At 74.2% G+C, this 13,081-nt stretch carries 9 protein-coding genes and 3 pseudogenes; 9 read left to right on the top strand and 3 right to left on the bottom strand.

The annotated features are described in order from the left end of the window. The first annotated feature begins 139 nt into the window (after positions 1 to 139). On the top strand, positions 140 to 892 hold the full coding sequence (hisF, locus tag QUE40_RS09140) for an imidazole glycerol phosphate synthase subunit HisF (RefSeq protein ID WP_289232950.1): 753 nt from the start codon (positions 140 to 142) through the stop codon (positions 890 to 892). A gap of 137 nt (positions 893 to 1,029) precedes the next feature. Here the strand turns inward: hisF and QUE40_RS09135 are convergent, their stop codons facing one another. After that, positions 1,030 to 1,683, bottom strand: a complete 654-nt coding sequence (locus tag QUE40_RS09135; RefSeq protein WP_289232949.1) for a TIGR03085 family metal-binding protein — start codon at positions 1,681 to 1,683, stop codon at positions 1,030 to 1,032. 101 nt (positions 1,684 to 1,784) lie between these two features. On the opposite strand from QUE40_RS09135, the gene QUE40_RS09130 reads away from it, so the two are divergent. The 3 genes and pseudogenes from QUE40_RS09130 (at position 1,785) to QUE40_RS09120 (ending at position 5,587) form a co-directional block, all read left to right on the top strand. Next, on the top strand, positions 1,785 to 2,864 hold the full coding sequence (locus tag QUE40_RS09130) for an ABC transporter transmembrane domain-containing protein (RefSeq protein ID WP_289232948.1): 1,080 nt from the start codon (positions 1,785 to 1,787) through the stop codon (positions 2,862 to 2,864). 229 nt (positions 2,865 to 3,093) lie between these two features. Next, positions 3,094 to 3,786, top strand: a complete 693-nt coding sequence (locus QUE40_RS09125; protein ID WP_433997063.1) for an ATP-binding cassette domain-containing protein — start codon at positions 3,094 to 3,096, stop codon at positions 3,784 to 3,786. Then, a pseudogene (locus QUE40_RS09120) lies at positions 3,783 to 5,587 on the top strand (ABC transporter ATP-binding protein). The gene QUE40_RS09125 and the pseudogene QUE40_RS09120 overlap by 4 nt, the downstream one beginning before the upstream one ends. A 396-nt stretch (positions 5,588 to 5,983) precedes the next feature. On the opposite strand, the gene QUE40_RS09115 reads toward QUE40_RS09120, so the two are convergent. Beyond that, positions 5,984 to 6,403 carry a hypothetical protein gene (locus QUE40_RS09115; protein WP_289232947.1) on the bottom strand — a complete coding sequence of 140 codons (420 nt, stop codon included), beginning with the start codon at positions 6,401 to 6,403 and terminating at the stop codon, positions 5,984 to 5,986. A 1-nt stretch (position 6,404) separates the two neighbouring features. Then, positions 6,405 to 9,059: a hypothetical protein gene (locus tag QUE40_RS09110; RefSeq protein ID WP_289232946.1), complete on the bottom strand. Its 2,655-nt coding sequence runs from the start codon at positions 9,057 to 9,059 to the stop codon at positions 6,405 to 6,407. Positions 9,060 to 9,209: 150 nt separating this feature from the next. Here QUE40_RS09110 and hisI point away from each other — a divergent pair, with 150 nt between their 5' ends. The 5 genes and pseudogenes from hisI (at position 9,210) to trpC (ending at position 13,008) form a co-directional block, all read left to right on the top strand. Further along, complete coding sequence (gene hisI, locus QUE40_RS09105) at positions 9,210 to 9,572, top strand: phosphoribosyl-AMP cyclohydrolase (RefSeq protein WP_236022330.1); 363 nt, start codon at positions 9,210 to 9,212, stop codon at positions 9,570 to 9,572. A gap of 212 nt (positions 9,573 to 9,784) precedes the next feature. Next, positions 9,785 to 11,142: pseudogene (locus tag QUE40_RS09100) on the top strand (chorismate-binding protein). Further along, a complete protein-coding gene (locus QUE40_RS09095) occupies positions 11,139 to 11,789 on the top strand; it encodes a Trp biosynthesis-associated membrane protein (RefSeq protein WP_289232945.1) in 651 nt (216 codons plus the stop codon). The pseudogene QUE40_RS09100 and the gene QUE40_RS09095 overlap by 4 nt, the downstream one beginning before the upstream one ends. Positions 11,790 to 11,904: 115 nt before the next feature. Continuing rightward, entirely contained in the window at positions 11,905 to 12,198 is a 294-nt protein-coding gene (locus QUE40_RS09090; RefSeq protein WP_142005368.1) for an HGxxPAAW family protein, read from the top strand. 10 nt (positions 12,199 to 12,208) lie between these two features. Beyond that, positions 12,209 to 13,008, top strand: a pseudogene (gene trpC, locus QUE40_RS09085) (indole-3-glycerol phosphate synthase TrpC). Positions 13,009 to 13,081 lie beyond the last annotated feature (73 nt).

Genomic DNA, 13,081 nt, shown 5'->3' with positions numbered 1-13,081 from the left:
GTACTGGCTGGACAAGGTCGCGCCGTGGGTAGCCGTGGTGGCGTGGCGCGCGAGCACGGCCCCACGCCCCACGCGCCGCGCCCTTCCGGGCCGTCTCGTCGTGCGGAACCGGCGCGGAGCAGCACCTACCCTGGTGGGCGTGAGTGTGGCCGTGCGTGTGATCCCGTGCCTCGACGTCGACGCCGGCCGGGTCGTCAAGGGCGTGAACTTCCAGCAGCTGCGCGACGCGGGCGACCCGGTGGAGCTGGCCGAGGTCTACGACGGGCAGCGGGCCGACGAGCTCACCTTCCTCGACGTGACGGCGTCGTCGTCCGACCGCGAGACCACCTACGACGTCGTGCGCCGCACCGCCGAGGAGGTCTTCATCCCGCTCACCGTGGGTGGCGGGGTGCGCTCCGTCGACGACGTCGACCGGCTGCTGCGCGCGGGCGCCGACAAGGTCGGCATCAACACCGGCGCCATCGCCCGCCCCGAGGTCATGGCCGAGATCGCCGACCGTTTCGGTGCGCAGGTGCTGGTGCTGTCCGCGGACGTACGCCGGGCAGACGGCCACTTCGAGGTCACCACGCACGGTGGTCGGCGCTCGGCCGGCCTCGACGCCATCGAGTGGTGCGCGCGGGCGGAGCGTCTCGGCGCGGGCGAGATCCTGCTCAACTCGATGGACGCAGACGGGACCAAGGACGGCTTCGACCTCGAGCTGATCCGCGCGGTGCGGGCCGCGACCTCGTTGCCGCTCATCGCCAGCGGCGGGGCCGGCACCGTCGAGCACTTCGTGGAGGCGGTGGAGGCGGGCGCCGACGCGGTCCTCGCGGCGTCGGTGTTCCACTACCGGGAGCTGACGGTCGGGCAGGTCAAGGCAGGGCTGGCCGAGGCCGGCTATCCCGTGCGCTGAGCCATCCCGCCTGGACACCGACGCGGTCGCTGGGGCCGATATCGGGGGAAATGACGTGCGTTGGCGCTGGCTCGGGCGTCGCTGGGGCCGATATCGGGGCAAATGACGCGCGGTCGCGCTGCCTCGGGCCGCGAGTGCTAGAAGCTCGGGTTGAACCCTGCGAACTTCGCCACGGCGGCGTCGTCGCCCTCGATGACGACGTCGGTGACGGCAGGGTCGGCGATGCCCCGACCGAACACCCGCAGCACGACCTCGCCGGGGGCTCCGACGAGCGTGACGCGGCCGTCGCCCTGACCCGCCTTGGTCAGCGGACGCTCCCGGTGACCCTCGGCGCGCACGTCGACCCCGACCGGGCTCTTGCGCAGCAGGAACCGGCCCATGCGTCCGAGCACTCCCCACAGGGCGTTCTCGAGCTGCTCGCTGCGGGCCCGGCGCGCGGAGGGGGCGGCGCCGCGCAGCACGTCCTCGTGGTGGACGTAGAACTCCGCCAGGTTCGCGACCTCGTCGACCGCGCCGACGCGCATCGGCGACCACGCCGGCGGACCCGAGCGGAACTGCTCGACCAGCTGCGGCCAGGGCTGCGCCGCGATCTGCTGCTGCACCGACTCGGTGCGGTTCGCCAGCAGCGGCAGCAGGATCCCGCCGGCCGCGTCGGGGCGGCGCTCGCGCAGCACCAGGTGGGCCGCGAGGTCGCGGGTGGTCCAGTCGCCGCTGAGGGTCGGGCTGTCCGGGCCGAACCGGTCGAACGCGTCGCTCAGCTGGGCGCGTTCCTGCTTGGCGAGATCGCTCATGCCGACATCGTGGCACGGGCTGGATCTCGCGCATGACCTGCCGCCCCGGGCACCGGCATGCCGCGGAAGGCGTACGTCCGTGGCATGAGAAGGTGTCCGGCGTGACTTCTGCCTCGACGCCCTCGCCCAGGGCGTCGAACCGCACGCTGCGACGAGGTCTGCGGGTGGTGGGGCGCGGCTTCCGGCAGCAGCCGAAGGCCCTGTTCGTGGCCGTCGTCGGGTCGGCCATCTATGGCGTCATGACCGTGCTCACCGCCCGGGTCATCGGCAGCCTGACCGGCAACGTCGTGGAGCCCGCGGTGCGAGCCGGGGAGATCAGCGGCGCGCAGATCTGGACGATCGTGTGGCAGCTCGGGCTCGTCGTGCTGCTCACCGTCGTCGGGGTGGTGCTGCGCCGCGCCGGTGCCGGCTTCGCGTTCTTCAACCTGCAGGCGATCTATCGGCGCCGCGTGACGGGGCAGTACCTCCGGCTGCCGCTGTCGTGGCACCACCGGCACCCCTCGGGGCAGCTGCTGAGCAACGCCAACGCCGACGTCGAGGCCACCTGGAACGTCTTCCAGCCGCTGCCGATGGCCATCGGCGTGCTCGTGATGCTGGTGGTCGCCGGCGCCGAGATGCTGCGTGTCGACATCCCGCTCGCGCTCATCGGATTCCTTGTGTTCCCAGCGCTTTTCGTCGCCAACCTCGTCTTCCAGTCACGCATGTCGCCGCGCGTCACGCGGGCGCAGCAGCTGCGCGCCGAGGTCAGCGAGGTGGCGCACGAGAGCGTCGAGGCCGGGCTGCTCGTCAAGGCGATGGGCCGCGAGGACCAGGAGACCCAGCGCTTCGCCGAGCGCACCGACCAGCTGCGCGACGCGGCGATCCGCGTCGGCCGCACGCGCGGGACGTTCGACCCGGTGATCGAGGCCATCCCGACGCTCGGCACGCTCGCCGTCCTCGCCGTCGGCACCAGCCGGGTCGGCAGCGGGGCGATCGAGGCGGCCGACGTGGTGCAGATCGCCTACCTCTTCTCCGTGCTGGCCTTCCCCGTGCGCGCGTTCGGCTGGGTGCTGTCGGAGCTCCCGCGCACCGTCGTCGGCTGGGACCGGATCTCCTCGGTGCTCGACGAGCAGGGCGAGATGGCGTACGGCGACCGCGACCCGGCCTCCCCGCGCGCGGCGCCGAACGGGTCACCGGGGTGAGCTATGCGTACGAGGTCGGCGGCCGAGCCGTGCTCGGCGCCCACCAGCCCACGGGCAAGGGCGGTCATGACCAAGCCACCGGCAAGGAGGGCGACGCGATCGCCGGCTCACGCGCACGGGCGCGAGCAGCGACCAGGCGGGTCCGCCACCGGCGACCACCCCGCCGCTCGAACGCGTCGTCGCGCTGCGCGAGGTCGACCTGACGCTGCCCGCAGGCGCGACGACCGCGGTGGTCGGCCCGACCGGCGCCGGCAAGAGCACGCTGAGCGGACTCGTGCTGCGGCTGATGGACCCCGACACCGGTGAGATCGTGCTCGACGGGGTCGACCTGCGGCAGATCCGCCGCGGCGGCATCCCGGAGGTTGCCACGCTCGTGGCCCAGACGCCGTTCCTGTTCGACGACACCGTCGAGGGCAACGTCACCCTGGGGCGCGACGTCACCGACGAGCAGGTGCGCAGAGCCCTCGACGTGGCGCAGGCGAGCGGCTTCGTCGACCGGCTGCCCGACGGCGCGCAGACCCACGTGGGGGAGCGCGGCGCGAGCCTCTCCGGCGGCCAGCGGCAGCGCATCGCGCTGGCCCGCGCCGTCGTTCGTGACCCGGCGCTGCTGGTGCTCGACGACGCCACCTCGGCCGTCGACCCGGCCGTCGAGACCGCGATCCTCGACGGCCTGCGCGAGCGCAGCGAAGGCATCACGGTGCTCGTCGTCGCCTACCGGATGTCGACGATCGGCATGGCCGACCACGTGATCTACCTCGAGCACGGCCGAGTGCTCGACCGGGGCACGCACGAGGAGCTGATGGGCCGGTGCGCCGGCTACCAGCGGCTGGTGACGGCGTACGCCCGGGAGGCGGCCGAGCGCGCCGCCGTCGCCGCGACCGAGGAGCCGGTGGCGCCCGACCGCCAGGAGGTGCAGCGGTGAGCGCCGAGCAGGTGGCGCCCGACGCCAGCGCGATCGGCCACGGCCGCGACCTCGGGACGGTGCAGACCCTCAAGCGGGGGTTCGCGCTCTCGCCCCAGCTGCGCCAGGGACTCGTGCTCACCCTGGCGCTCGCCCTCGTGGCGACCGCCGGGCGGGTGCTGATCCCGCTGGCCGTGCAGCAGACCCTCGACCGCGGCATCCTCGCGCCCGGCGGGCCCGACACGGGCCTGGTGACCCGGCTGGTGCTGCTCGCCGCGCTGGCGGTGCTCGGCACGGCCGTCGCGACGTACTTCGTCAACGTGCGGCTGGTGACCGCCTCGGAGTCGGGCCTCGCGACGCTGCGCACCAAGGCCTTCCGCCACGTGCACGACCTGTCGGTGCTCACCCAGAGCAGCGAGCGCCGCGGCGCGCTGGTCTCGCGGGTGACGAGCGACGTCGACACGATCAGCCAGTTCGTGCAGTTCGGCGGGCTCATCCTGATCCTGTCGGTGGGGCAGGTGCTGGTCGCGACCGTGCTGATGCTGGTCTACAGCCCGCCACTGACAGCGGTGGTCTGGCTGTGCTTCGTGCCGCTGTTCCTCGTGATCCGGCGCTTCCAGGTGATCGTGGGGCGGGCGTACACCCGCGTGCGCGAGCGGGTCGGCGACATGCTGGCCGCCGTCTCGGAGTCGGTGGTCGGCGCCGAGACGATCCGGGCCTACGGGGTCCAGGAGCGCACCGGCGAACGCATCGACGGGGCCATCGACGCGCACCGCCGCTCGGCGATCGGTGCTCAGCTGCGCGCGGTCGCCGCGTTCAGCACCGGCCAGCTCGTCGCCGGGCTGACGACCACGGTCGTGCTCGCCGTGGGCGCCTGGCTGGCGGCCGGGGGCGACCTGACCCTCGGCCAGCTCGTGGCGTTCCTGTTCCTGGTCAACCTGTTCACCCAGCCGGTGCAGGCGGCCACCGAGATCCTCAACGAGATGCAGAACGCCGTCGCCGGCTGGCGCCGCGTCATCGGCATCCTCGACACCCCCGCCGACGTCAGCGACCCCGGCGACGACGGGGTCGTGCTGCCCCGCGGACCGATCACCGTCGACTTCGAGGACGTGTCGTTCGCCTACCCCGGCGGCGGCACCGTGCTGCACGACGTCGACCTGACCATCGAACCCAGCAGCCGCATCGCGGTCGTCGGCGAGACCGGCTCCGGCAAGACCACGCTCGCGAAGCTGCTGACCCGGTTGATGGACCCCACCACCGGCCGCGTGCTGCTGGACGGGGTCGACCTGCGCGACGTGCGTTTCTCCTCGCTGCGCGCCCGGGTCGTGATGGTGCCGCAGGAGGGTTTCCTGTTCGACGACACGCTGCTGGCGAACCTGCGCTTCGGCCAGCCCGACGCCACCGACGACCAGGTGCTGCTCACCCTCACCGAGCTCGGGCTGCGCGACTGGGTCGACGGGCTGCCGCACGGCATCCACACCCAGGTCGGGCAGCGCGGCGAGTCGTTGTCGGCGGGGAGCGGCAGCTGGTCGCCCTGGCCCGCGCCTACCTCGCCGACCCCGACCTGCTGGTTCTCGACGAGGCCACCTCGGCGGTCGACCCGGCCACCGAGGTCCGCATCCAGCGCGCGGTCGACGGACTGAGCGCCGGACGCACCTCCATCGCCATCGCCCACCGGCTCTCCACCGCCGAGGCCGCCGACGAGGTCATCGTCGTCGACCAGGGGCGGGTGGTGCAGCGCGGCCCGCACGCCGAGCTGGTACGCCAGCCCGACAGCGTCTACGCCCGCCTCCACGCTTCCTGGGCGCGCCAGCAGCGCTGAGCCGGGTGCCCGCCGCGGCCCTCTGACGCTCCCTCCGCATTTCGTTCACTGGTGAACGATCTGGTACGTCCGTGCCCGGCATCCCGGGAGGTCGCCTCGGCATTTCGTTCACTGGTGCACGATCTGGTACGTCCGTGCCCGGCATCCCGGGAGGTCGCCTCGGCATTTCGTTCACTGGTGCACGATCTGGTACGTCCGTGCCCGGCATCCCGGGAGGTCGCCTCGGCATTTCGTTCACTGGTGAACGGTCTGAGGCCCGGGCTGACCCTCGGGAGCTCGCGACCGCGGCCAGTCCCATCGTTCGCCCCGGGGACGGCGAAGGCCGCCGGCCGGCCCACCGTGAGGCGGGGCTCGACCGACGGCCTTCGGACCGACGGGGTCGGCGGGGCAGGCGGCCTACTGGCCGGGGCCCTGACCGCCCCGGTTGCGGAAGCGGCGGATGCCCTCCTGCAGCCGGTCGCGGACCTCGCCCTCGACCCGGTCGCGCAGACCGCTGCCGCTGCCCTGGTTGCCACCTGCGCCGGGGCCGGTGCCGGTGCCGGTGCCCTGACCGGTGCCGTGGCCAGCGCCGGTGCCCGTGCCGGTCCCGTAACCACCGCTCGCCGCGCCGGGCGTACCAGCCGCGCCGGGCGTACCCGGGGTGCCAGGCGCACCACTGGTGCCTGCGGCGTCGGGGGCGTTGCCGCCGCCGGTGTCACCACCGGGGCGGTTCTGCATCCGGTTGCGCACCTCGCCCTCCACCCGCTCGCGCAGGTGGCTGAACTTGTCGCTCGGCGACTGCCCGTCCTGACCCGGTCGGGTCCAGCGGTCCTTCACCTCACCCTGCACCTTGCTGCGGATCTCGTTGAGCCGCTGGCCGGTCGACGGCTCGCCCGTGCCGGTGTAGCCGCCCGTACCGCTCTGGCCGGTGCCGGTGGTGCCCGGGCCGGTGTAGCCACCCGAGCCCGCCTGGTCCCCGCCGGGGGAGTTCGGGCTGGTGAAGCCGCCCGTACCGCTCTGGCCGGTGCCGGTGGTGCCGGTGCCGGGCGTACCCGTGCCGGTGTAGCCACCCGAGCCCGCCAGGTCCCCGCCGGGGAGTTCGGGCTGGTGAAGCCGCCCGTACCGCTCTGGCCGGTACCCGCGGCGCCGGGGGTGCCGGATGCGCCAGGCGTGGCGATACCGCGCGTCCCGCGGTTGTCGCCGTCGGGGAGTTCGGGCTGGTGAAGCCGCTGCCCGACTCGTCCTCGTCGGCGCCGCCCGCGGGCGAGTGGGTGCGGAAACCGCCGGTGCCACGCTCGTCGCCATCGGTCGTCCGTGCACCGGAGCTGGCGAAGCCGCCGGTCCCGCGCTCGTCACCGAACGAGCCGAACGAGCCGAACGAGCCGGCGCCAGATCCGGTGCCACCCGCGCCGCCGGAGCCAGCACCGAAGCCGCCCACCCCACGGTCGTCGTGGGAGCCGCGGTCGGCCTGGTCCGAGCCGAGACCGCGGTCGGCGGGCTCGCCGGGGCGCTGGGCGTCGTACGGCTGCTGCGCCGCAGGCATGCCCGTCTCGCCCAGTCCGCTCTCGCCCAGGCCGCTCTCGCCGGAGCGGGAGCCACCGAGGTCGCTGGTCGTGTCGGCGGGGCCCGCCCAGTCCGGGGTGTGCCGGCCCTCGTCGCGCAGCTGCGGGTCGGGGTCGGCGCCACCGTCGCGGCGGCCACCGGCAGCACCAGCTGCGGCACCGGCCGCGCCCGCGCCGAGGGTGCCCACACCGGCCGCGCCGGTACCCCAACCCGAACGGTCGTCCGAACCCGGCGCGCCGGTGTCGGTGCGTCCCGTGTCGGCGCGTCCCGTGCCGGTGGCACCGAGGCTGCCCGCGTCACGATCGCCCAGGCTGCGGCCGCCGGTGGCCGGGGTCAGGCCCTGGCCGCTCCCGGTCTCGGTGTCGCCGCCGAGCGCGTCACCGGTGCGGTGCGCGTCGCCGGTCGCGGGGCCGCTCGCCCACGTCGTCGACTCCTCCTCGACGACCACGGTCTCCGAGACGTCACCCGGGTCGCGCGTCCCGGGCGGGTTCCAGCCGCGCTCGTTCGCGTTCCTGCCGTCGCCCGGCTCGAACGTGCTCGGCGCCGGCGAGATCTGGCCCGGCTGCCGCGCCGGGTCGTCGGGCGTACCCCGGTCCGCGACCAGGTCGTCGGCCCGGTCGACCGAGCCGAACCCGTCGTCCACCGACCCCGCCGTACGACCGGTGCCGGCCCCGAAGGTCGAGCCACCTCGGGAGTCCTCGCCCAGGCGCGAAGCCTGCGCGTCGCCGAGGCCCCGGTCCTCGCCGAGGCCCTGGTCACCGCCGAACGTGCTGGTTCGGTCGGTGTCGCGGTCGCTGCCGAACGTGCTGGTGCGGTCAGCGTCGCGGTCGCTGCCGAACGTGCCCGTCCGCTCGGTGTTGCCACCGAACGTGCCGGTGCGGTCGGCGTTGCCACCGAACGAACCCGCGCGGTCCCCGCCTCGCTCGTCGGACGACCCGCGGATCGGCACCCGGTCGGTGATGGCGGTGGTCTCGTCGACCTCGACCTCCTCCACTCGGCTGTCGGGGGAGCGCACGTCGTCGTCGTCGCCGAAGAACGCCCGGTCGGAGTCGGAGTCCCGGTCGGGGGTGAGCGCCACGTCGTCCCGGTCGGCGCCGGTCGAGCCCCGGCCGGTGCCACCCGCGGCCGCGCCGGCGGCGGCACCAGCACCGACTGCGCCGGCACCGGCCGCGCCCGCGGCACCCGTGGTCCCCGAGCCGACGCCGCCGAGGCCGCGTCCCTCGAGGTGTCCGCCGTCGCGGGCGTCACCGTCACCGGCGCGCCCGTCGAGACCGCTGCCGCCCAGACCGTCGCGCCCGGTGTCGGGGCCTGAGGTCGCGTCGCCGACGTGGGTGGGGCGGCCCGCGGAGCCCTCGAGCCCCCGGCCGCCGAGGTGTCCGCCGTCGCGGGCGTCACCGTCGTCGGCGCGCCCGTCCAGACCTTCGTCGCCGAGCCCGTCGCCGCGGAGCCCGTCGTTGCCCAGAGCGTCGCGGTCACCCCGCGCGGTCACGTCGTCGCGGTCGCCCCGCGCGGTCACGTCGCCGCGGTCGCCCCGCGCGGTCACGTCGTCGCGGTCGCCCCGCGCGGTCACGTCGTCACGCCCCAGCGAGTCGTCACGTCCGAGCCGCTCGTCACGCCCCAGCGAGTCGTCACGGTCGTCGCGGTCACCCCGCTCGTCCCGGTCCGCCCGCGCAGCCGCCCCCAGCCCGGCCGCACCTGCGGCGCCGGCACCGGCCGCACCGGCAGCGCCGGCCGCGGCTGCGGAACCCGACTCCGGCGTACGAGCCGTGTCGACGCGCTCGCGCGACTCACGCGTCTTGCGGTCGCGGTCCAGCTGCCACTCCACCTCCTCGCGCTTGCGCGCGGCCCGCTTGGCGAGCCAGACCGCGATCAGGATGATGAGCAGCAGAACAAGAACGCCCAGGATCCACCAGATCGTTGAGTTGCCCACGTCGTCCTCCTCGGACTCGGTCCCTCGGGGATGGCTGACACCAGGTGAGATGCCCGCTCCGATCCCATTCCCGCCACCGTAGTGAGGTTCGCTCGCCCGCGGGTACCCCCACGGCGAGGGTGGGTCGGCCGCCCGCTGCACAATGAACCTGTGACGGACAACGCCGTATCGACCCTGCCGGCCGACATCGCCGACGCGCTCAAGCGTGACGCCGACGGCCTCGTCGCTGCCGTGATCCAGCAGCACGACACCGGTGAGGTCCTGATGCTGGGCTGGATGGACGACGAGGCGCTGCGCCGCACCCTCACCGAGGGGCGGGTGACCTTCTGGTCCCGCAGCCGCGAGGAGTACTGGCGCAAGGGCGACACCTCCGGCCACGTCCAGCTGGTGCGCTCGGTGTCGCTGGACTGCGACGGCGACGCGCTGCTCGTGCAGGTCGACCAGCACGGCGCGGCCTGCCACACCGGTGAGCTCAGCTGCTTCGCGCACGACCTCGAAGCCACCGCCGGATGAGCTCGCCCGGCGGAGCCGACCTGCACGCCGACCTGGGGTGGGGCCGGACCTGGCCGACCGCGCAGCAGTTCGCCGAGCTGGCGCGCGACCGGCGCGTCATCCCCGTCGTACGCCGGCTGCTGGCCGACGCCGAGACGCCCCTGGGCGTCTACCGCAAGCTCGCCGCCGGCCGCCCCGGCACCTTCCTCCTGGAGTCGGCCGAGCACGGTGGCGTGTGGTCGCGCTACTCCATCGTCGGCGTCGCGAGCAGCGCCACCCTGACCGAGGTCGACGGCGCGGCGCACTGGATCGGCGAGCCACCCGTGGGCGTCCCGACCGACGGCGCGCCCACCGACGCGGTGCGCGACACGGTCGCCGCGCTCGCCACCCCGCCCATCCCGGGCCTGCCGCCGCTGACCGGCGGCCTCGTGGGCACCATCGGCTACGACGCCGTGCGCCGCTGGGAGCGGCTCGGCGACACCGCCCGCGACGAGCTGCAGCTGCCCGAGCTCGCGATGATGCTCGCCACCGACCTCGCCGTGCTCGACCACCGCGACGCCTCGCTGCTGCTGGTCGCCAACGCCGTCAACCACGACGACACCGACGAGCGGGTCGAGCAGGCCTATGCCGACGCCGTGCGCCGGCTGGACGCGATGGCGACCGACCTGGCCCGCCCCGCCGACTCGACGGTGGCGGTGCCCCACGACGTACGCCTGGAGCCCACCAGCACCCACACCCGCGAGCAGTTCCACGACATGGTCGAGACCTGCAAGGAGGAGATCCGCTCCGGCGAGGCCTTCCAGATCGTGGTGTCGCAGCGGTTCAGCGTGCCGTGCGAGGCCGACGGTCTCGACGTCTACCGGTGCTGCGCACGGCCAACCCGAGCCCGTACATGTACTTCCTGCGCCTGGCGCACCCGGCCGGCGGGACGTACGACGTCGTCGGCTCCAGCCCCGAGGCGCTGGTCAAGGTGACGGGGGACCGGGTCATCACCCACCCGATCGCCGGGTCCCGCCCGCGCGGCAAGACGCCCGAGGAGGACCAGGAGCTGGCCGACGAGCTCGCGGCCGACCCCAAGGAGCGCGCCGAGCACCTGATGCTCGTCGACCTGTCGCGCAACGACCTGCAGCGGGTCTGCTCGGCCGGCACGGTCGACACCGTGGAGTTCATGCAGGTGCGCCACTACAGCCACATCATGCACCTGGAGTCGACCGTGGTCGGGAGCCTCGCGCCCGGGCGCAGTGCGTACGACGTGCTCGTCGCGACCTTCCCGGCCGGCACTCTCTCCGGGGCGCCCAAGCCGCGCGCGATGCAGATCATCGAGCGGCTGGAGGGCACCCGGCGCGGGATCTACGGCGGCGTCGTCGGCTATCTGGACTTCGCCGGCGACCTCGACCTGGCCATCGCGATCCGCACGGCGGTGCTGCGCGACGGGGTGGCCCACGTGCAGGCGGGCGCGGGCATCGTGGCCGACTCGGTCCCCGAGGCGGAGTACCAGGAGACGATCTCCAAGGCCGCCGCGGCGATCCACGCGGTCTCGACCGCGTCCGGGATGCGCGCGCTGACCGAGTCGGAGGCGGAGCCGGTATGACCGAGGAACCGCAGGTGCAGCACGACGAGTCCGCGCGGGAGCCGCAGCAGTCGCGGGAGCAGCGGGAGTCGCGCGGCGTCCCCAAGGGGATGCTCGTGGCGGTCACCGCCGTGACGGTCATCGTGCTGCTGGCGAGCGGCGGACGCACCTGGGTCGACGGGCAGGTGAGCGACGCCGTGCTCGCGACCAGCAGCGTCGGGGTGAGCGGTCGCGACGCGGCGGGCGGGGTGATCGCCGCAGCACTGGTCGCGGCGGCCGCGATGCTCGCGGCGCTCACCGGCGGGCGCATCGTGCGCCGCATCGGGGCGGTGGCGCTGGCGCTGGCAGGGGTGCTCGTCGTGGCCCTGTCGCTCCCGGTGCTCACCGACGCCGCCGGGGTGGTCGGGGAGCAGGCCGCGGCACAGACCGGGCGCACCGGCTCGATCGAGGCGACCGGGTCGCCGACCGCGTGGGTGATCGTGGCGCTGGTCGCCGGAGCGGTGCTCGTGCTGTGCGGCCTCGCGGCCCTGGTCAGCGCCCGGCACTGGGGCGGGCTGACCGCGCGCTACGACAGCCCCGCCGGCGACGCCGACGCCGACGAGAGCGACCGCGCGACACCGCAGGAGTCCGACTGGGACCGGCTCAGCCGCGGCGAGGACCCGACCTGACACAATGTCGCGCGACACGAGGCAAGAACTCGTCTCGGCGACGATGCCGACCGGCCGGAGCGTGCGACGGCCGGGCGGAGGAGGACCGGGACCGACGAACAAGGAGACTCGGCGGATGGCCGACGGCAGCAGCGTTCACCACGGCAGTACCGACGACCACGGCAGCAGCGTTGCCGCATGGGTCGGCGTCATCCTGCTGCTGATCAGCTCGGCGATCATCGCGCTCGGGATCTACATCAACAACGACCCGATCCTGATCATCGGGATCGTCATCGGGGTGCTCGGCCTGATCGGTGCGATCGTGCTGGCCAAGGCCGGTTTCGGGGTCGCCGCCAAGCGTCACGCGCTGGCCGAGTCGCGGGCTTCCGAGGGCCGGACCGGCCGCGGGGACGAGCGTTCCGCCGAGTAATCTTGGGCGGGTGCCCACCGTTCTCGACGAGATCATCGTCGGCGTGCGTGCCGACCTCGCCGACCGGGAGCGTGCTCTCCCCTCGCGCAGGTCCGCGACCTTGCCGACGCAGCCCCTCCCGCCCGTCCTGTCATCGACGCCCTGCGCGACCCGGCGGCGCTGAGCGTCATCGCCGAGGTCAAGCGCAAGAGCCCCAGCAAGGGCGCGCTCGCCGACATCCCCGACCCGGCCGAGCTGGCCCAGGCGTACGCCCGCGGCGGCGCCGACGTCATCTCGGTGCTCACCGAGCAGCGCCGGTTCGGCGGCAGCCTGGCCGACCTGGACGCGGTGCGGGCCGCGGTCGACACGCCGCTGCTGCGCAAGGACTTCGTCGTCGAGCCCTACCAGGTGGTCGAGGCCCGCGCGCACGGCGCCGACGTGGTGCTGCTCATCGTGGCCGCGCTCGAGGACGACCTGCTGCACGAGCTGTACGCCCTCGTCACCGAGCTCGGCATGACCGCCCTGGTGGAGGTGCACGACACGGGCGAGGCCGAGCGTGCCGTCGCCCTCGGCGCCGAGCTGATCGGGGTCAACGCCCGCAACCTGAAGACCCTCGAGGTCGACCGCGGCGTGTTCGCCGAGGTGGCCGCGGGCATCCCGGGCGACCGAGTCACCGTCGCCGAGTCCGGCGTGCGCGGCCCGGCCGACGCCGCCGACTACGCCGCGGCCGGGGCCGACGCCGTGCTGGTCGGCGAGGCGCTGGTCACCGGTGCCGGCGACGTCGCGAGCAACGTCCAGGCGATGCGCGTCCCGCTGGGGGTGCGCCGATGAGCGGCGAGGCGACCAGCAGCGACACGACGGACAACGAGACCACGAGCAACGACGCGACCAACGACAAATCGAC

The organism is Barrientosiimonas endolithica, assembly GCF_030296655.1.
Lineage (GTDB): Bacteria > Actinomycetota > Actinomycetes > Actinomycetales > Dermatophilaceae > Barrientosiimonas > Barrientosiimonas humi.
The sequence above is the reverse complement of the archived record's forward strand: the minus strand, read 5'-3'. Positions and strand labels throughout refer to the sequence as shown.

Coding starts and splice junctions, on each gene's coding strand:
- QUE40_RS09135 (WP_289232949.1), bottom strand. CDS start 1,683: ATGAGCGATCTCGCCAAGCAGGAACGCGCCCAGCTGAGCGACGCGTTC.
- QUE40_RS09095 (WP_289232945.1), top strand. CDS start 11,139: ATGACCGAGGAACCGCAGGTGCAGCACGACGAGTCCGCGCGGGAGCCG.
- QUE40_RS09090 (WP_142005368.1), top strand. CDS start 11,905: ATGGCCGACGGCAGCAGCGTTCACCACGGCAGTACCGACGACCACGGC.